The sequence below is a fragment of the Citrobacter europaeus genome (assembly GCF_037482245.1).
GTDB classification, from domain to species: domain Bacteria; phylum Pseudomonadota; class Gammaproteobacteria; order Enterobacterales; family Enterobacteriaceae; genus Citrobacter; species Citrobacter europaeus.
Window position 1 is genome coordinate 3,517,347 of record NZ_CP148084.1, and the last position, 20,826, is coordinate 3,538,172.

Annotated in this window: 16 protein-coding genes and 1 pseudogene; 8 read left to right on the forward strand and 9 right to left on the reverse strand. The window is 50.4% G+C overall.

Annotated elements, in window-relative coordinates:
* Positions 1–36 precede the first annotated feature (36 nt).
* The 8 genes and pseudogenes from WHR59_RS16665 to WHR59_RS16700 form a co-directional block, all read right to left on the reverse strand.
* Positions 37–939, reverse strand: coding sequence for an Rpn family recombination-promoting nuclease/putative transposase (locus WHR59_RS16665; RefSeq protein WP_075144981.1), 903 nt, complete (start codon positions 937–939; stop codon positions 37–39).
* A gap of 160 nt (positions 940–1,099) precedes the next feature.
* Positions 1,100–2,518, reverse strand: coding sequence for a deoxyribodipyrimidine photo-lyase (gene phrB, locus WHR59_RS16670; RefSeq protein WP_087053016.1), 1,419 nt, complete (start codon positions 2,516–2,518; stop codon positions 1,100–1,102).
* A 21-nt stretch (positions 2,519–2,539) separates the two neighbouring features.
* A pseudogene (locus tag WHR59_RS16675) lies at positions 2,540–2,665 on the reverse strand (DUF1722 domain-containing protein); the annotation flags it as partial.
* 205 nt (positions 2,666–2,870) lie between these two features.
* The gene (locus tag WHR59_RS16680; protein ID WP_087053017.1) at positions 2,871–3,332 is read right to left on the reverse strand and encodes a phage tail assembly chaperone; all 462 of its coding nucleotides are present in this window, start codon (positions 3,330–3,332) and stop codon (positions 2,871–2,873) included.
* 34 nt (positions 3,333–3,366) lie between these two features.
* The gene (locus WHR59_RS16685) at positions 3,367–4,653 is read right to left on the reverse strand and encodes an HlyD family efflux transporter periplasmic adaptor subunit (RefSeq protein ID WP_338843309.1); all 1,287 of its coding nucleotides are present in this window, start codon (positions 4,651–4,653) and stop codon (positions 3,367–3,369) included.
* Positions 4,650–6,818, reverse strand: coding sequence for a type I secretion system permease/ATPase (locus WHR59_RS16690; RefSeq protein WP_051642627.1), 2,169 nt, complete (start codon positions 6,816–6,818; stop codon positions 4,650–4,652). The genes WHR59_RS16685 and WHR59_RS16690 overlap by 4 nt, the downstream gene beginning before the upstream one ends.
* Before the next feature lie 13 nt (positions 6,819–6,831).
* Positions 6,832–8,283 (reverse strand): TolC family protein, encoded by a 1,452-nt coding sequence (locus WHR59_RS16695; RefSeq protein WP_338843310.1) that lies wholly within the window; start codon positions 8,281–8,283, stop codon positions 6,832–6,834.
* 83 nt (positions 8,284–8,366) lie between these two features.
* On the reverse strand, positions 8,367–10,967 hold the full coding sequence (locus WHR59_RS16700; protein ID WP_338843311.1) for a BapA/Bap/LapF family prefix-like domain-containing protein: 2,601 nt from the start codon (positions 10,965–10,967) through the stop codon (positions 8,367–8,369).
* A 333-nt stretch (positions 10,968–11,300) separates the two neighbouring features.
* On the opposite strand from WHR59_RS16700, the gene WHR59_RS16705 reads away from it, so the two are divergent.
* Complete coding sequence (locus tag WHR59_RS16705; protein ID WP_338843312.1) at positions 11,301–11,963, forward strand: LuxR C-terminal-related transcriptional regulator; 663 nt, start codon at positions 11,301–11,303, stop codon at positions 11,961–11,963.
* 55 nt (positions 11,964–12,018) lie between these two features.
* On the opposite strand, the gene WHR59_RS16710 is transcribed toward WHR59_RS16705, so the two are convergent.
* The gene (locus WHR59_RS16710; protein ID WP_043015600.1) at positions 12,019–12,225 is read right to left on the reverse strand and encodes a YbfA family protein; all 207 of its coding nucleotides are present in this window, start codon (positions 12,223–12,225) and stop codon (positions 12,019–12,021) included.
* A gap of 308 nt (positions 12,226–12,533) precedes the next feature.
* On the opposite strand from WHR59_RS16710, the gene kdpF reads away from it, so the two are divergent.
* The 7 genes from kdpF (at position 12,534) to speFL (ending at position 20,697) form a co-directional block, all read left to right on the forward strand.
* Positions 12,534–12,623: a K(+)-transporting ATPase subunit F gene (kdpF, locus tag WHR59_RS16715; RefSeq protein WP_072033319.1), complete on the forward strand. Its 90-nt coding sequence runs from the start codon at positions 12,534–12,536 to the stop codon at positions 12,621–12,623.
* On the forward strand, positions 12,623–14,302 hold the full coding sequence (gene kdpA / locus WHR59_RS16720; protein ID WP_338843313.1) for a potassium-transporting ATPase subunit KdpA: 1,680 nt from the start codon (positions 12,623–12,625) through the stop codon (positions 14,300–14,302). The genes kdpF and kdpA overlap by 1 nt, the downstream gene beginning before the upstream one ends.
* A 20-nt stretch (positions 14,303–14,322) precedes the next feature.
* On the forward strand, positions 14,323–16,371 hold the full coding sequence (gene kdpB, locus WHR59_RS16725) for a potassium-transporting ATPase subunit KdpB (RefSeq protein ID WP_043015597.1): 2,049 nt from the start codon (positions 14,323–14,325) through the stop codon (positions 16,369–16,371).
* Positions 16,372–16,379: 8 nt separating this feature from the next.
* Entirely contained in the window at positions 16,380–16,946 is a 567-nt protein-coding gene (kdpC, locus tag WHR59_RS16730; RefSeq protein WP_043015596.1) for a potassium-transporting ATPase subunit KdpC, read from the forward strand.
* Between the two features lie 10 nt (positions 16,947–16,956).
* Entirely contained in the window at positions 16,957–19,641 is a 2,685-nt protein-coding gene (gene kdpD / locus WHR59_RS16735) for a two-component system sensor histidine kinase KdpD (protein ID WP_338843314.1), read from the forward strand.
* Positions 19,638–20,315 (forward strand): two-component system response regulator KdpE, encoded by a 678-nt coding sequence (gene kdpE / locus WHR59_RS16740; protein ID WP_043015594.1) that lies wholly within the window; start codon positions 19,638–19,640, stop codon positions 20,313–20,315. Before kdpD ends, kdpE begins: the two co-directional genes overlap by 4 nt.
* A gap of 277 nt (positions 20,316–20,592) precedes the next feature.
* Entirely contained in the window at positions 20,593–20,697 is a 105-nt protein-coding gene (gene speFL / locus WHR59_RS16745) for a leader peptide SpeFL (protein WP_114149115.1), read from the forward strand.
* Positions 20,698–20,826 lie beyond the last annotated feature (129 nt).

Sequence of the window (20,826 nt, forward strand, 5' to 3'; positions counted from 1 at the left end):
TGATGTGATAAGATTCGGGCCTGTTTTTTCAGGTAATTATGCATGAATGGCTGCGAGTTCCTCTTCAGTAAGACCTGTAACCAGTAGCACCATTGTGCGATCTATACCTTGTTCCAGCATGGTTTGCGCTATACGTAATGCGGCTTCTTGTTTACCCTGCTGTAACCCTTCCTGTAATCCATCTAACCGTAACCGCTCTGCAATAGTCATCAGCCTCTCCTTATGTTGGGGGATCCGTTGCGCTATCTCCTGCATAAATTCATTAAAACGAGATTCGTCGCCAGATTGTAGGATGTAATTAAACATCGACTGTAATTGCGTGTCATTAGCGCATCCAGTAAGGAGCAGCGTGGCCAGTTGCTCTACCAGCCCCAGCAAATTCCGCTGACGGATATGTTTTTGCATTAATTCCAGCAGCGCCATTCGTCTGTGAGCCATGATCTCATCATCGGGTACCACCGTTATGTCTACCAACGGAAATGCGCTGGAATAAAGCTGTCTTGCCGCCACGGGGTCGGCAAAGGCATCCAGCCAGCACAATGAGTACGGATAGGGGCTTCGGCAGCCATGATAAAAGAGCATCGGTATCACTAGTGGCAGTTCCTTATGCCCTGCGTCCAGATGGCGCTGCATCGCCGCCATCGCATAACGCAACAGACGAAAAGCCATATGCGGCTCGGCTGAACTTTGATGCTCTATCACCACATAGACATAACCGTCGCCGTTGCGTGTGTGCAAAGACCAGAGCACGTCGGAGTAGCGCGAACGTAAATCCGCTTCAATAAAGCTTTCTGACTCCAGCTTCAGCGAATTCAAATCGCAAAGCGTCCGCAGTTCAGCTGGCAGGTGAATGTCGAGAAAATCCCGCGCGGTTTCGGGATGATGTAAAAACGTTTTAAACACCGCATCGTGCGGCGTGGAGGTTGTTGGCATTGTCATCAAGTTCCATCACCTGAATGAAGATGACGGAACTTTACTGCCAGATAAAAGCATCTGCATCAGGGCATTATCAACCTTGCGCGCACGCTTCAGCGCTAAAAGCCCCAGACCGCAACACATTCATTCTGCTGGAAGGCATTACGCAAAATCCACCATGCCTTTACTCTTTACGCGCCGTCTCATATGCCGCCAGCGTCGCCAGTCTGGCTTGTTTATGATCGACAATCTGACGAGGATAGTTAAGCGTCACCTGCGTTTTTTCAGCCCACGTCCACGGGTCATGAATAGCTTTACCCGGCACGTCGCGCAGTTCCGGCAGCCACTGGCGGATAAACTCACCGTCACGATCAAATTTTTCGCCCTGAGTTGTGGGGTTAAAGATACGGAAATACGGCGCAGCGTCGGTTCCGGTTGAGGCAGCCCACTGCCAGCCGCCGTTATTGGCCGCCAGGTCGCCATCTATCAGTTGCGACATAAAATACTGTTCGCCTTTACGCCAGTCGATCAGCAGGTCTTTCACCAAAAAACTGGCCGCAATCATGCGTAAACGATTATGCATCCAGCCCGTGGCGTTGAGCTGGCGCATCGCCGCATCCACAATCGGATACCCCGTTTTTCCCGTTTGCCAGGCCTGCAAATGCGCAGGGTTATTTTGCCATTGCACGCGTTCGGTCCAGCGGATAAAGGGTTGATGCCGACACAGCGCCGGATGGTAAGTCATCAGATGACGATAAAATTCACGCCAGATAAGCTCGTTCAGCCAGACGCTGCCAGCCCCGCCCTCAAGCGCCTGAGGTTGCTCTGTAAGCAGTCGATTCAGACACTGGCGCGGCGACAATCCTCCCGTCGCCAGGCTCGCAGATAATCGACTGGTGCCCTCAACCGCCGGGAAATCACGCAACTGCTCATATTCTCCCGCAGCCTGCAGGCAAAACTGGCGTAATTGCGCGATAGCCAATTTTTCTTCCGCCGCAAACAGCTGCGCATCAAAATCTTGCTGCGGGTAGCCCAGTGTTATAGGTGTTAACGGAGCATCAAGAGCGCCTTTTTCTCTCACCGTCGGCGCGCTAACGCATTCTGGAACACCGTCTTTAATCCGCTTCAGCCAGGCATTTTTAAACGGCGTAAAAACTTTATACATCTCGTGATTGCCGGTCATGACCGCCCCCGGAGGCAGGATCACGCTGTCGTCAAACCCTTCACACACCGCATGAGGTAATGACTTCTCGACGGCAGCATCACGCTGGCGTTCGTTAATTTCGTACTGATAGTTATAAAATAATCGGCTAACGCCATGCTCTGCGCAGACGTTTTTGACGATTTCCACGCTGCCCGCAAAATCGGCGACTTCATGAAACAAAAGCGGAATGCCTTTTTCTGCCAGCGCCGTTTGCAACGCATTTAGCTGGGCGCTGATAAATGCCGCCTGACGTGGGGCCATTTCGTGTGCCTTCCACTGTTCAGGCGTCGAGATATATAGCGCCAAAACCTGTGCAGAACGATCCCGACAAGCCGCCGCCAGCGCGAGGTTGTCATGCAGACGTAAATCACGTCGAAACCAGACCAGATGCGTGGTCATAATACTCCTGAAGAAAAAGACTTAACGCCCGTAGCGCAGACCCATTACCTCTGGCCAGGGATTGAAATAGCGCAGTCCTGAAAGATAAGCACCCGGCTATTGCGCCATATAGTGTTTGAGTAATGTTAATGGTGCAAGCAGCGGTTGGACCACAGTTACTGTCGCAGACTGAAAGTCACTCCTCTTGTCGGGGGGGTATCTGTCACCCTCTTCCCATTTCAGGCAATGCAGGTTCAAAATCACCCCACGACAAACAATCCCTGATGCCAACAGGGATTGTCTCGCTCATGACAACCCTTCTCTCATTACTGAGTTAAGTGTAGCTATCATGAGCAAAAAGGGTTTTTAACGGTTATTCCCTCTCTTTCACCACCGTGGTCGCTTTCGGCGTGAAGGTGCCCATCAATTGGTTGAAATCGGCCAGATTCCAGACGATAACCTCTTTTAGTAGCAGAATAATTTGGCTGGGGTGGGTGAAAAACTTATTCAGTTCGCCAAAGCTGAGCTTTGCCCGCTGACCGTCAGGGCGCGTATAGATGACCATGCCCTCCGTCAGCACACGGCGGGTCCATTTCTCAATACGCTGACCGTCAAGAGAACCAGAAAACGCTGAAATCAATGCCATCACGTCAAAATCGCCATTTTTACCCCCAGAAAAAAGCATATTCAGATCGTTTGTTTCTGCATTTTTAAGCAGAGGTGCCAGGAAATCTTTCTGTAAATCAGCAATAAACGCCAGACGCTGCCAGGGCTCCAGTTGCACAACGGTAAGCGTCTTATCACCAACCATCACCTCTTTTGCTGTTGTCGTCATTTTAGTCATCCTTATATTAGTATCTGCAGGTCAATTATCTTTCCCGCAAAGCTTCATTTACTTTATTGAATGGTTTAATTAAATAGCGGGCGACCGTTTTACTACCGGTAACAATGTCAACGGAAGCCACCATACCTGGAGAAATAAACAATTTCTGCTGACGTTTATTAAGAAGATGATCGCGGTCGGTTCTAATTAAAACCCGGTAGTAAACTAAATCCGGCTTGCGTTCATCCTTAATAGTATCGGGAGAAATAGTCACTACCTTGCCATCCAGACCACCATAAATGGCATAGTCATAAGCGGTGATTTTAACTTTCGCCTTCTGGTCTGGATGAATAAACGCAATGTCATGCGGCAATATTTGCGCCTCAATCAGTAACGTGTCATCCAGTGGAACGATATGCATCAAAACACCGTTAGGCGGAATAACACCACCAACAGTATTATTTTGAATATCTTTCACGATGCCACGAACGGGTGAACGCAGCGTTGATTTAGCCACTAAGTCGGAGCGACCACGCAGAGCATGCTTTAGCGAGGCAATCTCCGCTGACACTTTTGCCAGTTCTTCGCGTGACCGCAAATAATAGTTACCGCGCAGCTCTTCCTCTTTCATATTCAAATCCACCAATTGACGTTTCAAACGAATAACATCAACGGTGCTGGAAGCGCCTTCCTGAGCCAGGCGGGAATTAATCGACAACTCATTGTTAATTAATCGACGCGCATCCTGAATATTTTTAATCGCATCAGCAAACTGTGTTTTACGTGAGGTATACAAGCGAGTTTCCGCCGTCATTAACTCAGGATACAGATCCAGCTCGTCAGAAAATACCAGTTCATTGTCATTCACTTCCGCATTCAGTCGCGCCTGCTGGGCCAGCATTGCGCGGTATTTAGCTTCAAATTCTTTCAGGCTGGAGGCGGTCCGCACGCTATCCAGTTGCGCCAATACTTCCCCCGCCTGGATAATTTGCCCCTCTTTAACATGAATGCGTTGCAGAATACCGCCATCCAGCGACTGAATAATCTGCTCTCGTGAACTGGGAATAACTTTTCCATTGCCTTTGGTGACTTCTTCAATGCTGAAAAATGAGGCCCACAATGCAAAAAGCAGCAAAAAAAATACTACGCAAAATACTATCCATTTCGCGCCACTGAGCGTCAGTTCGTTCTCATGATCCAGCGAGAGAGCATTGTCAATTACAGCATCCGAAGGATCTGATTTATGTTGCAGAAGAATGCGCCGGGTGAAGACAACACCGTCAGCAACCTGTCGCCACAAACCACGGATCCCCCTTTTGTTACCCTTGTTCATGCTTCAGCCTCCTGGGAATACTCACCAAAAAACTGCTCGCGAGGGGCGTCTATTACTATGCTTCCTTGCGACATAACGATGGTGCGCTCGATCAGTTCAAGCACTCTTTTTCGATGGGTGGCGATGATAACCGTCTTCCCGGCCATCCACGGTTTCATTCGACGGATAAACTCGGCTTCGGTCTCTTCATCCATTGCGGCTGTGGGTTCATCCAATAATACGATCTGCGGATCGCGGAGAATCAGACGACTGAGCAACAGCGCCTGCTGCTGTCCTCCGGACAAACCTATTCCGCCTTCGGCTATCAGATGATCCAGCCCATCCGCAAGCTGATTGATAAAAGCGAGCGCCCCTGTTTTCTCCAGCGCCGCTTCAAGCTCTTCATCGCTGGCAAGCGGCATTCCGAGCGCCAGATTTTCCCGAATTGAACCGTGAAACAAGCGTGAGCGTTGGGACAACATACCGATGTCACGGTGTAAATCTCCGGGATCGAGGTTATCAAGCCGAATGTTGTCCAGCGTCGTTACGCCGTTAACACACAACATATTTCCTGCCAGCGCATTCAATAGTGAAGATTTTCCGGAACCATTTCGTCCCAACAGAGCAATCTTCTCGCCAGCCTTAATCTCCAGATCGTCAATAGCGATCGCGTTCTGACGACTAGTGGTGTGATGACGAAACGCCGTATCCTTTAGCACAAAATGGCCACGTAAATAGGGTTTGTGTACCCGCCTGCCGCCACGGGCGTCATCCGTTGGTAATTTCATGATACTGTCTAATCCGACAATAGCGACCTTTGTTTGCTGCCAGCGCGTCAGGATATTGGCGACCTGTGCGACAGGCGCCATCATCCGTGAACTGAGGATTGACGCGGCAACCAGCGCACCGGTAGACAATTCACCATTCATCGCCAAAGGCGTCCCCACAGCAACAACACAAACAAACACAGCGTTTTGAATCAGATAAGACCACGAGGTAAGTTTGTGCGTCAGGTGTTTGAGTTCCAGACTGCTGCTGGCCGTGGTTGCGGTATAATTCAACCATTGCTGCTGAAAACGATATTCCGCCTGCAGGGATTTCACATCATCCAGCCCTTGAATGCTTTCGACTAGCATCGCGCTACGCAGGTTTGATTCACGCATTGCACTACGCGCCAGCAATGCGAGTTTTTTCTGACATAAAAAACCCGGCAGCACCATCAGGATCATTCCAGCCAACGGGACCAGAAACAGAATGCCTCCCAACAGATAGATCACCACTAAGAACAGAAAGAAAAAGGGTAGATCGGCCATCGCAACCACGGTCGTGGAGGTAATCATCTCCCGGATCTGATCCAATTCACGCACCTGCGAAATAAATGTTCCGGTAGACTGCGGACGATGGGCGGAATGAATACGCAATACGCGACCAAATACTCGATCGGCAATACGCAGGTCTGCTCGTTTACCCACGATATCAATAATGCTATAGCGCATCAGGCGTAATATCAGATCAAAAACAAACGCTAATATAACGCCAGAAAAAAGCACCCACAGCGTAGGCCAGGACTGCGCTGGAATAATACGGTCATAGGTCTGCATTGAGTAGGTAATCCCAGCCAGACCTAGAATATTTATAAAAAGTGACCCCAGAATAACGTAATAATAGGGACGCATGTCCTGAAAAATAATCTGCCACGCCCAATGTTTTTCCACAGGGCGGATATAGTCATCGACGCGCGGATCGGCCGAATTAGTTAACGGTCGCAGCAATATCACACGCAGGCCGGCCTCGAGAAACTCCTCACGGGTGAAGGTCGTCAACAACCCTTGTTCGTCAACGTATGCGCAAGTAACGTTTTGGTTATCTTCAATATTTTTAACCAACGCAAAGCGTCCATCACGCATTTCGATAACCACAGGCAACAGCCAGGTGCTGAACTGGAATTGCGTCACTGGCGTGCACTTCATCATCAGTCCAGCTTGTCTGGCCATCGTTTTTAATACATCTTCTTTCTTACACTCCTGGTACCACTGCGAGGCAACTAAAATATTCTGTTCTGAAATATCAAGACGATAATGATGGGCAATCTGTACAATGGCTTCTTGCCACAACTGGAAATAATAATATTCAACGTCTTTGTCTTTACTTGTACAAGACATATCAACGGTACTGGATGATGTCATTCCATTGAGCCTCTTATTGAGAAAAATAACGCACCAGATTTCCGGAATAATAGAGACATTCAATTGACAGCGACGACACGGTAAATTGGCTGTTTAATATATCCATTCTGGTTTGATGAATTTCAGATTCGGCGCTAAGTAAATCGGAAAATGAACGATTACCCAGTTCCAGATATTGTAATTTATAGAGGTCACGCGTGCGGATAGCCTCTTTCTCCCGTACTTGCTTAGCCTTCATACTTTCATACAGGCTGGAAATCTGGCTGGTCGACTCGACAATTTTACGCCGGGCCTCCGTCTTTTCGGTATCCAGATTAAATTGTGACGCGAGCAACGCCTGTTCCGCCTGTTGAGTACGCGATATACGTGCCCCGCCTTCATACAATGGCGCACTCACGTTAACAAAGATCCCCCACTCGCCCTTTTTAGCCCGATTCCCACGATTATCGTTCTGGTTTTCCAGCTCATATTCCCAGACTGGGTTAAGTGAAATCGTCGGATAATATTCCGCTTTAAAGGTATTAACCTGCTGTTTCGCCATCTTAATTTGCGCCTGCGCCAGTTCGATAGCAGGCGAGGTTAACTCTTCGATATCAACACGATGGCAAGCTGTGTCCATCGTCTGCGGCATGTGCATATTCAGGGCAGTAGAAACAGAAGCGTTGGTGACGATATCCAGGTTCGCATTCCAACGCCGGGCTTGCGCCTCATAATCATGTTGCAGGGCAATAGCGGCTGCCAGCCGGACCTTCGACTGGGAATAGTCAGATTCCGCGCTAGCCCCTAATGAGGCTCTTTTTTCAGCCAGACGGTTAATAAGCTGGAGACCTGCAACCTGTCCCTGGGCAATTTCAGTTAACTGCTGATAACGAATTGCCTGGGTAAAACTGGTCGCCGTCTCATAAGCAATATCATTAATACTTTTCTCAAGGTTAGACCCCGAATGCTGTGTCGTCGCATCCGCGAGATCGACTTTGCTGGCGATTTTCCCAAAATCAAACAGCGTCTGGCTGGCGTTCAGCGCTAACGTATTCGATTTGCTATCTTCTCGCCTGTAATTATCCTGCTCGCGGCCGGATTTAACTCTGGCGCTAAGAGAGGGATACCACCCGGCCTTTGCTTCATTGACTGACTCTTTACTCTGCACATATTCGCGCTCTGCACGTTTAATCACCGGATGCCAGCCCATTGCCAGTTGCACCGCCTCGGCAAGCGTTATGTCATGCCCTTTAACCGGTACACCGGAAGAAGCCACTGCGTTTTTTTGTCTTTCACCACTACGTTTTTCCACGACCCCTACCGCAGGGCGAGACAGAGGCTCAGGTTGGGTTTCTGACGTATTGGGTTCTGCAGCATCCTCAAATATAACGGGCCATGTCGCCACCTGCGCACTATGGCTTTTGAATACACATGACGTGACGATCGCCAACAGCAATGCCGCTCGCGGTAAATGGCGAGTTTCCATGAATGTTGTTTCCCTTATTCAGTACGAATTGAGTAACCGCAAGGTATTGCGTGTTACATTAGTTGAAACACGCATACCTTTTATTACGCAGCGACAGGAAGTGACGAGTGCATGTCATCCATTGCTGAGGCTGTGTGATAATGGGTTACTGAAGACGAACTGGACTCTGGTGCGGACTGGATCTTATTCGTTAAAGATTCCGGGAGCAGTTTGCTTAAGTTAATGTCGCCGCTGCTGGCGTCAGATTTCAGTAATGCGCTGACAACCTTTGCAGCGTCAGATTGTTGATCGTGAAGTATCTTGTCCATTAATTTATACAATTCACTGCCATCGCCATTTTTAACGCTATCGCCTTTAAATGAGTTATAGATATCCTTAATCAACTGGAAGGAATCCTTAAGCCACTCACCAGGTAATTTAATGATATCTTTGATAATATTAAAAGCATCCTTCGCCAGATCGGTAATCGTTGACAGCAATTTTTGAATCGACTCAACGGGATGACTGATGAATTCCTTAATTTTATCAAGGACTGGCGTGAGCAGTTTATCGATTGGATTTTTAATAAATCCATCAAATAACGTTTTCAGAACATTAGTTATCGCTTCTTTAGCGATACTGAGTTCACTCTTAATTTTATCACTAATGATCCCGGCATATTTAGTGATGGCATCAGTAAAGAAATCAATAATTTTTGTCGGTAACGACATCACCAAATCGGCTATGCTTTTTACGATATTGCCTGCGGTCTTAGAAATCACTTCACCAACCAGAGCGTTCCATTTGAGCGGATTGACCCAATCAGTCAGGCTCATACCTTTTAAAGCATCGGCGATATTTTTACCCACATTCGAAACGAGGTTCTCGAACCCTGTTTTAATCGCCGAGACCGTTTCACCGATAGCCTCAGCAATCTTCTGCCCGGTAACTTTCAGTATATCTTTAATAAATTCAATTGGTTTATTGATGAAGATTTCGACTAAAGCTTTTTCTATTGTTTTGATCGCTTTTACGGCAGAGACAACTTTTTCACCCAGGACTTCACTAACGGTTTTAAATCCGGCGGTAATCTCAGAAATGACATTACTGAGAAATGCCAGTGATTTTGAATTCGCAATTGTCGTCCAGACGCTGTTAACCGAATCAACCAGGCTCTTGATAAAGGCCTGTACGGACTCAACAAACGTTTTGTTATCATCAACCTGCAGGCCTTTATCAATCGGTTTCACATCAGGCATATCAAGCGGCGTAACGTTCTGCGGTTTTATCGCAGGATCAATCGCAGGATTGAGCTTATTAATATCAGCATTCGCCTTTGTCGCTGCGGCATTAGCTGCTTCTGTAGCCTGACGCGCCACCTCCAGGCTTTTATTTGCCGCAGCGATAGCCTTATTCACTTCATCAACGCGATCAAGCTGATTGTTTTTCAGGACTTCTTCTTTCAACGCCAGGGCAGAGGCCAGTTTCTCTGCGGCCTGCGACTTCTGCGCTACCGCCTGTTTCAGCGCTTCGTTTGCCGCGTCAACGGTCATACGCGCCGCATTCAGATCCAGCAGACTTTGCTCCGCCTGAGCAACAGAGTCAGCCAGCGCTGTACTCTCCTTCCTGAACGAAGCGTATTGTTCCTGTAAATCCTTCAGACGCGCAGCGGCATTATCAACGTTAAACCCTTGCTCTTTCGCGTTCGCAATTAGCTGCGATAATTGCTCAATCTGTGTATACAGTTTACCCAGCATGGCATCGGCAGCGGTCAACTTAGCTTTCGATACTTCTATGGCGCTCTGAGCTGGCTGTTTGTTGGCAATCGTGGCTGCATCACTGGCAGATTGATAGTCAAGTTTGACCTGTCCGGCAATAGCTTGCGCACTTTCATCGATTAAGGCGATCGCCGTTTTGACCAGTTCAGCCGCTTTGTCGATGGCGTTTTTCGCACTGATCGCATCCTCTGCCGCCTGTTTTTGGATTTTTTCTGCCGCAGTAGTATCAATCCCTTTGGCTTTTGCCGCATCAACCGCCGTTTTCAGCGTTGTATTCGCCTTATTCATTGCATCCATCGCGGTTTTCACCGCCGCGCTTGCCTCCTCAACCGGTTTGATGGTTGCAGTTGATGGATTAGCCTGCATCGCTTTCACCGCTTCAGCAAGCGTCTTTTGCGCATTGATAAACGTGCTGTCTTTATTCACAACATCTTTTTGCGCATCGCTTAATGCCTGCTTTTCTTTGCTGTCACTGGATTTGTTATCGTGCGAATTACCATCATCCTTGTTATTATAAATGGCGATACCAATACCTGCGGCGGCGGCGACCAGCAGTGGCACCAGCCAGACGGCTGTATTCATTTCCCCACTATCAGTATTTTCATCTGTTGCTTGTTTTACCGGGAAGAAAGCCAGCCCGGCAAAATTTTCGGCATTGTATTTTGCTTCATACGCTTTGCCACCATCCTCAAGAATCAGCTTATTTTTTAAAGTGCCGTCCGTTTTAAAGAAATCTTCAATTGTTATCTTCGACCCGTTTTTCTCCACCAAAACAAGATTGTTACCCTCTTTCTGTGACCCGCTAATCATCTCCTTTGCCACAGTAATTTTAACCGTCGTTCCTGGTTGAATAATTTTAACGTGATTCCTCCCAGCAGGCACAGACGAACTTTTCCCAGATGCGGTAATGATTGCCATTTTCTGCATATGCAGCCTCCCTTTATCCATTTTTAATTTCGTAAAAAGCAAAAATGGCCCGATTAAAGACCGATAAAAATGGTAACGTAATAAATCGATAAATAATATACGTGAATTATTAAATAAGAAATCATTCAAAATACGAAACAAATCTCAACAGGCACCATTATCTTTCAAAGAGTTACATAAACATCCTTTTAAGACTAATCCTGGATTCACTGCAAAATCAAGCACCAAAAGTCTACGCCTGGATTATCTCAACATGCTTATCACTGGAATAATTTAGTAGGTTTATTGTAATCTGCAAATGCTGATAAAATTTATCTATGGATGGGGTAATTTATGAATAAAAAGACTACAAACACAATTATAATAGTTGGAACATGCCAGTATACATCGCTGGGCATTGCCTCTCTTCTTGACTGTTTCTTTTACAGTAAAATTGTTTTTTATCGACGTTTCAGTGAAATCAAAGAAAACAGCAATGAGTTACTCACGATTGCTGCGATAGATGAGAAAGATATCATCTATGATGACATTTTTTATCTGAAGAATAGAATGTTGAAAAGTGGCGCTAAAAACTTAATCATCCTCAGCGATCTGATAATGATGAATGTCCTTTATTCTGTGTTTAACATCTCATGCTTATACTTGCCACGAAATATAACTTTAAAGGAACTTCATCCGGTAATCGTAAACACGTTACTGCACAATAATGATGAAGAAAGCTATGGGTTGAAACCTCAGCTAACCGGACTCGAGTCGCAAATTCTGATGATGCTTTCCGAGGGCTTTACGGTTTCAGAAATCTCGAAAATTAAAAATAAAAACTGCAAAACCATCAGTAGTCACAAATGTAACCTGATGAAGAAAATGGGAATGCCTAATACCCCAAAGTCCGTCTCGGTACTTTCACTGTATCTGAAGTCCATCCGCATGCCGGACAGCAGACAACCAACGGCTTCTCCCCTCTTGCTCAGAGAACGCCGCAGCAACTATCTCTAGTTTCAGTGCACAAAAAAGCCGCTGATATCAGCGGCTTTTTGGGCTTAGCAAACTGTCAGTAGAAATCGCAGCTAACTTTTTCAGCCTGTTCCATCCACACCGGTTTATCACTGGTTTTGGACCAGACGCGGTGCAGATAGCTGTAAAAACGGGCGCGGTCTTTCCAGAACAGCATGACCGGTAGCGCCAGCACGCCCGCCACAACGGCAAAGGTACGGCGTAAGAAAACAATGTGTGCTGGATACTCTTTATAAAGGTCCATAATCCTCTCCCATATATCTGTTCGGTGAATGGCACCGGAAAAATAAACTTGGTTAACTGATGAAAATAATACCGCCTTGTGTGTAATTTTGCTACTCATCCGACCACTTATTTTTGTCTATTGATGCTCCGTTTAGCTTAAAATCGTAATTAAGTTACATAAAAGTTAAATTAATACTAACCATTAGTTAAATAATGGTCTTTGCCATTTTTATACTTTTTTTACACCCCGCCCGCTGATTTTTGCGAAATCTTTGCAAGCAAAAATCTACGCTCTGGTTATCACATTTATGCCACTGGAGGTGCACTGTGAGTGCAGGCGTGATAACCGGCATTGTGCTGGTCATTTTCTTATTAGGTTACCTGGTGTATGCCCTGATTAATGCGGAGGCGTTCTGATGGCGGCACAAGGATTTTTACTCATTGCCAGTTTCTTGCTGGTGCTGTTTGTCATTGCCAGACCGCTGGGGTTTGGGCTGGCTCGACTCATCAATAATACGTCCCTGCCGGGCCTCGCTGGCGTGGAGAGTTGGCTCTGGCGTGGTCTGGGCATCTCGCAGCAGGAGATGAACTGGCGGCAGTATCTGCTGGCAATCCTCGCGCTCAATGTGCTGGGTCTGCTGGTCCTGTTTTCGATGCTGATGGCGCAAAATCTGCTGCCGCTCAACCCTCAGCAGCTACCGGGGCTTTCATGGGATCTGGCGCTCAACACGGCGGTGAGTTTTGTCACTAATACCAACTGGCAATCCTACGCTGGCGAAACCACCTTAAGCTATTTCAGCCAGATGGCCGGGTTGACCGTGCAGAACTTCCTGTCAGCGGCGACCGGGATAGCGGTGATTTTTGCCCTGACCCGCGCCTTTTCGCGTCAGAGTATCAACACGCTGGGCAACGCCTGGGTCGATCTGGTTCGCATTACGCTGTGGATCCTGGTCCCTGTTGCGTTACTCATTGCGCTGTTCTTCATTCAGCAAGGCACGTTGCAAAACGTATTGCCCTATCAGCCCATCACCACTCTCGAAGGGGTAAAACAACTGCTGCCGATGGGGCCTGTCGCTTCCCAGGAAGCTATTAAGATGCTTGGCACTAACGGGGGCGGTTTCTTTAATGCCAACTCATCGCATCCGTTTGAAAACCCTTCCGCATTGACCAACCTGGTGCAGATGCTGGCTATTTTCTTAATTCCCACCGCGCTGTGTTTTGCCTTTGGTGATGTGGTGGGCGATCGTCGCCAGGGCCGGACCCTGCTGTGGGCCATGTCGCTGATATTTGTGGTCTGTGTGGCCGTAGTAATGTGGGCTGAAGTTCAGGGCAACCCGCACCTGATGACATTCGGTGCAGACAGCAATATCAACATGGAAGGCAAAGAGAGCCGCTTTGGCGTGCTGGCCACGAGTCTGTTTGCCGTCGTCACGACAGCCGCCTCCTGCGGCGCTGTCGATGCGATGCATGACTCCTTTACCGCGCTGGGCGGGATGGTGCCGATGTGGCTAATGCAGATTGGCGAAGTCGTCTTCGGCGGAGTCGGCTCAGGTCTGTACGGCATGCTGCTGTTTGTGCTACTGGCGGTATTTATCGCCGGGCTGATGATTGGTCGTACGCCGGAGTATCTGGGTAAGAAAATTGATGTGCGCGAAATGAAAATGACCGCGCTGGCGATTCTGGTCACCCCTGCGCTGGTACTGCTCGGTACGGCGATCGCCATGATGAGCGATGTCGGGCGCAGCGCCATGCTTAACCCAGGTCCACACGGCTTTAGTGAAGTGTTGTATGCCGTGTCGTCTGCTTCCAACAACAACGGTAGCGCCTTTGCCGGATTAAGCGCCAATAGCCCGTTCTGGAACTGCCTGCTGGCTCTGTGCATGTTCTTCGGTCGCTTTGGCGTGATCGTTCCCGTGATGGCTATCGCCGGGTCGCTGGTCAGTAAAAAGATCCAGCCAGCAAGCCCGGGCACGCTACCTACCCACGGCGCACTGTTTGTCGGGTTGTTAATCGGTACGGTGTTACTGGTTGGCGCTCTCACCTTTGTTCCTGCCCTGGCGCTTGGCCCGGTCGCAGAATACCTGTCATTACACTGAGTGATGCGGAGCACATTACTATGAGTCGCAAGCAACTGGCGCTGTTCGAACCCTCTCTGGTCGCACAGGCGCTGATGGACGCCGTAAAAAAATTAAGCCCCCATACCCAATGGCGTAACCCGGTGATGTTTATCGTCTGGCTGGGCAGTCTGTTAACGACCTTGTTAACAGTGGCGATGGCAACGGGCCATATGCAGGGCAATCCGTGGTTTACCGGGGCGATAAGTCTGTGGCTGTGGATTACCGTTCTGTTCGCCAACTTTGCTGAGGCGCTGGCGGAAGGACGCAGTAAGGCGCAGGCTAACAGTCTGAAAGGTGTTAAAAAAACCGCCTTTGCCCGCAAACTTCGCGAACCTAAATACGGCTCGGCCATGGATCACGTTCCTGCCGATGATTTACGTAAAGGCGATATCGTGCTGGTGGAAGCGGGCGATATTATCCCGTGTGACGGCGAGGTGATCGAAGGTGGCGCGTCGGTAGATGAAAGCGCCATTACCGGTGAGTCCGCGCCGGTGATTCGTGAATCCGGTGGCGATTTCGCCTCCGTCACCGGCGGGACCCGCATCCTCTCCGACTGGCTGGTAATCGAATGCAGCGTAAACCCCGGCGAAACGTTCCTCGACCGGATGATCGCCATGGTTGAAGGCGCGCAGCGGCGTAAAACGCCCAATGAGATCGCCCTGACGATCCTGCTGATTGCCCTGACCATTATCTTTTTACTGGCGACCGCCACCCTGTGGCCGTTCTCCGCCTGGGGCGGGAGCGCGGTCAGCGTCACGGTGCTGGTTGCCCTGTTAGTGTGTTTGATTCCCACCACGATAGGCGGGCTGCTCTCTGCGATTGGTGTCGCCGGGATGAGCCGCATGCTGGGTGCGAACGTTATCGCCACCAGCGGACGCGCAGTAGAGGCCGCGGGTGACGTGGACGTACTGCTGCTGGATAAAACCGGCACCATTACGCTGGGTAATCGCCAGGCTTCGGATTTTCTGCCTGCCCACGGCGTGGATGAAAAAACGCTGGCCGACGCCGCTCAGCTTTCATCGCTGGCCGATGAAACGCCGGAAGGCCGCAGCATCGTTATCCTGGCTAAACAGCGCTTCAATCTGCGTATCCGCGACGTGCAATCGCTGCACGCTACCTTTGTTCCATTTACCGCCCAAAGCCGGATGAGCGGGATCAACATCGACAACCGAATGATCCGCAAAGGGTCGGTTGATGCCATCCGTCGTCACGTCGAAGCCAACGGCGGCCATTTCCCCGCCGACGTGGAGCAGAAGGTCGAGAACGTTGCCCGCCTTGGCGCTACGCCGCTGGTGGTGGCCGAAGGCTCCCGTGTACTGGGCGTGATTGCCCTGAAAGATATCGTTAAAGGCGGCATTAAAGAACGTTTTGCCCAACTGCGCAAAATGGGGATTAAAACGGTGATGATCACCGGCGACAACCGCCTGACCGCCGCGGCAATTGCCGCAGAAGCCGGGGTGGATGACTTCTTAGCTGAAGCCACGCCGGAAGCCAAGCTGGCGCTGATTCGTCAGTATCAGTCGGAAGGTCGTCTGGTAGCGATGACCGGCGATGGAACCAATGACGCCCCGGCGCTGGCGCAAGCCGACGTGGCAGTCGCCATGAACTCAGGAACCCAGGCGGCGAAAGAAGCAGGCAACATGGTGGATCTTGACTCCAATCCCACCAAACTGATTGAAGTGGTGCACATTGGTAAACAGATGCTGATGACGCGCGGTTCGCTGACCACCTTCAGTATCGCCAACGACGTGGCGAAGTATTTCGCCATTATCCCGGCCGCGTTCGCCGCCACCTACCCGCAGCTCAATGCGCTTAACGTGATGAGTCTGCATTCGCCGGACTCGGCGATCCTCAGCGCGGTTATCTTTAACGCACTGGTTATCGTCTTTCTGATCCCACTGGCGCTTAAGGGCGTGAGCTACAAACCATTATCCGCCTCGGCGATGCTGCGCCGCAATTTGTGGATCTATGGTCTGGGTGGTCTGGTTGTGCCGTTTATCGGTATCAAAGCAATTGATTTACTGCTGACCCTGCTGGGTCTGGTGTGAGGTTTCTGATGAGTGGATTACGTCCTGCATTATCAACTTTGATTTTCCTGATGCTTATCACCGGCGGGGCATACCCGCTGTTGACCACCGCGCTGGGGCAATGGTGGTTTCCCCACCAGGCTAACGGTTCGCTTCTGCGTGAAGGTCAGACAGTCCGCGGCTCTGCGCTCATTGGGCAACATTTTACCGCGGCCGGTTATTTTCAGGGACGCCCGTCTGCCACGGCAGAAATGCCCTATAATCCAATGGCTTCAGGCGGCAGTAACCTGGCAGCCAGCAACCCGGAACTGGATAAACAGCTGCAAAGCCGGATAGCCGCGCTGCGTGCCGCCAACCCGCAGGCAAATCCTGCCGTTCCGGTAGAGCTGGTAACGGCATCTTCCAGCGGGCTGGACAACAACCTGACGCCAGCCGCGGTAGCCTGGCAAATCCCCCGCGTGGCGCAGGCTCGCAACCTCAGCGTTGAAGAGGTCACGCGCCTGGTTGCACAATATACGCAAAAGCCGTTGGTCAGTTTTATCGGCCAGCCGGTGGTGAACCTGGTGGAACTTAATTTAGCGCTGGATAAGCACTGAGAAAAAGGACATGCATAGCGAACCCTTACGCCCCGATCCCGATCGCCTGCTGGAGCAGACTACCGCCCCGCACCGCGGAAAACTGAAAATTTTCTTCGGCGCCTGCGCGGGCGTCGGCAAAACCTGGGCCATGCTGGCAGAGGCCCAGCGGCTGCGGGCGCAGGGGTTAGATGTGCTGATTGGCGTGGTGGAAACCCACGGACGTAAAGAGACCGCCGCGCTACTGGACGGTCTCAGCATCCTGCCGCTAAAGCGACAGGCGCGCCATGGTCGTCATATCAGCGAGTTCGGTCTCGACGCGGCGCTGGCCCGCCGTCCGGCGCTCATTTTAATGGATGAACTGGCGCACAGTAATGCGCCAGGCTCGCGTCATCCAAAACGCTGGCAGGACATTGAAGAGCTGCTGGAAGCCGGTATTGACGTTTTTACTACCGTCAACGTGCAGCATCTGGAAAGTCTCAATGATGTGGTCAGCGGCGTTACCGGTATTCAGGTGCGCGAAACCGTCCCCGATCCTTTTTTCGATGCCGCCGACGATGTCGTGCTGGTCGATCTTCCCCCCGATGATTTGCGCCAGCGCTTGAATGAAGGCAAGGTCTATATCGCCGGTCAGGCAGAAAGAGCCATCGAGCATTTCTTTCGCAAAGGTAATCTGATCGCGCTCCGTGAACTGGCCTTGCGCCGCACGGCCGATCGGGTAGACGATCAGATGCGCGCCTGGCGTGGACGTCCGGGAGAGGAGAAAGTCTGGCATACCCGCGACGCCATTTTACTGTGCATAGGACACAATACCGGCAGCGAAAAACTGGTACGTGCCGCCGCACGTCTGGCGGCGCGTCTTGGCAGCGTATGGCATGCGGTGTATGTCGAAACGCCCGCGCTGCACCGGTTGCCGGAAAAACAGCGCCGCGCAATTTTAAGCGCCCTGCGGCTGGCTCAGGAGTTAGGCGCAGAAACCGCCACCCTTTCCGACCCCGCCGAAGACAAAGCAGTGATCCGCTACGCCCGTGAGCATAATCTGGGAAAAATTGTCCTCGGACGTCCAACTACGCGTCGCTGGTGGCGCAGCGACTCTTTTGCCGACAAACTGGCCCATCGCGCACCGGATCTCGACCTGATGATTGTTGCGCTCGATGAGCCACCTTCGCGCTCTGTGCCGCAAACTGCAGATAGCCGTACATTTAAGGATAAATGGCGGGTACAAATTCAGGGTTGCGTGGTTGCCGTCGCGCTGTGCGCCATTATTACAGTGATTGCCATGCAATGGCTGATGGCCTTTGACGCCGCCAACCTGGTGATGCTCTACTTAATGGGCGTGGTGGTTATCGCCCTCTTTTACGGACGCTGGCCGTCAGTGCTGGCAACCTTTATTAACGTCGCCAGCTTCGATCTCTTCTTTATAGCGCCACGCGGAACGCTGGCCGTTTCCGACGTTCAGTATCTGCTCACTTTTGCCGTGATGCTCACGGTAGGGCTGGTTATCGGTAATCTCACCGCCGGAGTGCGTTATCAGGCACGGGTGGCGCGTTATCGTGAACAGCGTACGCGTCATTTATATGAGATGTCGAAAGCGCTGGCAGTCGGGCGGAGTCAAACAGATATCGCCGCCACCAGCGAACAGTTTATTGCGTCAACGTTTCAGGCCCGCAGCCAGGTTTTACTGCCCGACGAGAATGGAAAGCTGGCCCCTCTCACCCACCAACAGGGCATGACGCCGTGGGATGATGCCATTGCCCAATGGAGCTTTGATAAAGGGCAACCGGCTGGCGCAGGTACTGACACCTTACCGGGCGTGCCCTATCAAATTTTACCGCTAAAAAGTGCTGATAAAACGCATGGGCTGCTGGTGGTGGAACCGGGAAATTTACGCCAGCTAATGATTCCCGAACAGCAACGCCTGCTGGAAACTTTCACCTTGCTTGTTGCCAGCGCGCTGGAGCGCCTGACGCTAACCGCCAGCGAAGAGCAGGCCCGGTTTGCCAGCGAGCGCGAAAGTATTCGCAATGCCTTGCTCGCTGCCCTCTCCCACGATTTACGCACGCCGCTGACGGTGCTGTTCGGTCAGGCAGAGATCTTAACGCTGGATCTGGCCAGCGATGGATCGCCGCACGCACGCCAGGCCAGTGAGATTCGCCAGCACGTCCTGAATACAACCCGACTGGTTAATAACCTGCTCGATATGGCGCGAATTCAGTCTGGCGGCTTTAATCTTAAGAAAGAGTGGTTAACGCTGGAAGAAGTGGTCGGCAGCGCCCTGCAGATGCTGGAGCCTGGACTTTCTGCCCCGATTAATCTGTCGTTACCTGAACCGCTGACGCTTATCCACGTCGATGGCCCGCTCTTTGAACGGGTGCTGATTAACCTGTTGGAAAACGCCGTCAAATATGCGGGTCCACAGGCGCAAATCGGTATTGATGCCAGCGTCGATGGTGAACACCTGCAGCTGGACGTCTGGGATAATGGGCCGGGTATTCCGTCGGGTATGGAACAACAAGTTTTTGACAAGTTTTCCCGGGGAAACAAAGAGTCATCGGTACCGGGCGTTGGACTGGGACTGGCAATTTGCCAGGCGATTGTGGACGTGCACGGCGGTACGATTTCCGCCCATAATCGTGCCCAGGGAGGAGCGAGTTTTCGTGTTACACTGCCCCAGGAAATTCCCCCTGAACTTGAAGATTTTCATGAGGATATGTGACGAACGTACTGATTGTTGAAGATGAACAGGCCATCCGCCGTTTTCTGCGCACCGCGCTGGAAGCTGATGGCCTGCGTGTATATGAAGCGGAAACGCTGCAACGTGGTCTGCTGGAAGCTGCCACGCGAAAACCCGATCTCATCATTCTCGATCTCGGCCTGCCGGACGGCGACGGTATTGATTTTATTCGCGACCTGCGACAATGGAGCGCAATCCCGGTAATTGTGCTCTCTGCCCGCAGCGAAGAGAGCGATAAAATCGCCGCCCTGGATGCCGGTGCCGATGACTATCTCAGTAAACCCTTTGGTATTGGCGAGCTACAGGCACGATTACGCGTGGCATTGCGTCGTCACGCCAGCGGCGCATCTCCCGAACCGGTGGTGCATTTTGCCAATGTAAAAGTGGATCTCGCCGCCCGCCTCGTACACCGAGATGACGAGGAAATTCATTTGACGCCGATTGAATTTCGTCTGTTAGCGGTACTGCTGAATAATGCCGGGAAGGTACTAACACAACGCCAGTTGTTAAATCAGGTTTGGGGGCCAAACGCCGTCGAACACAGTCATTATCTGCGAATTTACATGGGACACTTGCGCCAGAAGCTGGAACTGGATCCGGCCCGCCCGCGTCATTTTCTGACCGAAACTGGGATCGGTTATCGGTTTATGCCATGAATGATTATTCATTTTTTTTGATTAACTAACAATTATAATTTTCATAACTCTCTCTGCTGCATAATACTTATTATGCAGCCAATCAAATATTGCCAAAAATAACAAAATACAAACACGCAACATTTAATAAACAAAAAAGCATCTTATCTCATGATATGCATAATTGACGACTAAATATTTTGGAAATGATCATTTTTTATTGATCATCTTCACGGTTTACAGCCATTTCCTGGATAAAATACCCGCACCTTCCACTAATCCAGTAAAGGTAACTAAAATGGAAAATAATAGTCGAACAATGCCCCACATAAGGCGAACAACGCATATTATGATGTTTGCCCACCGTAATAGCTTTGACTTTCACTTCTTTAATGCCCGTTAGTCACTCGACTAAGGGCACTCCAGCATACAGGTCTTCCTGACTCTCTGTATCGCAGATATATACCCAATGGATTTCGAGTTGCATCAAGGCGGCGACGCAGCAAAGCCCGTGAGCGTACATCAGTACGTG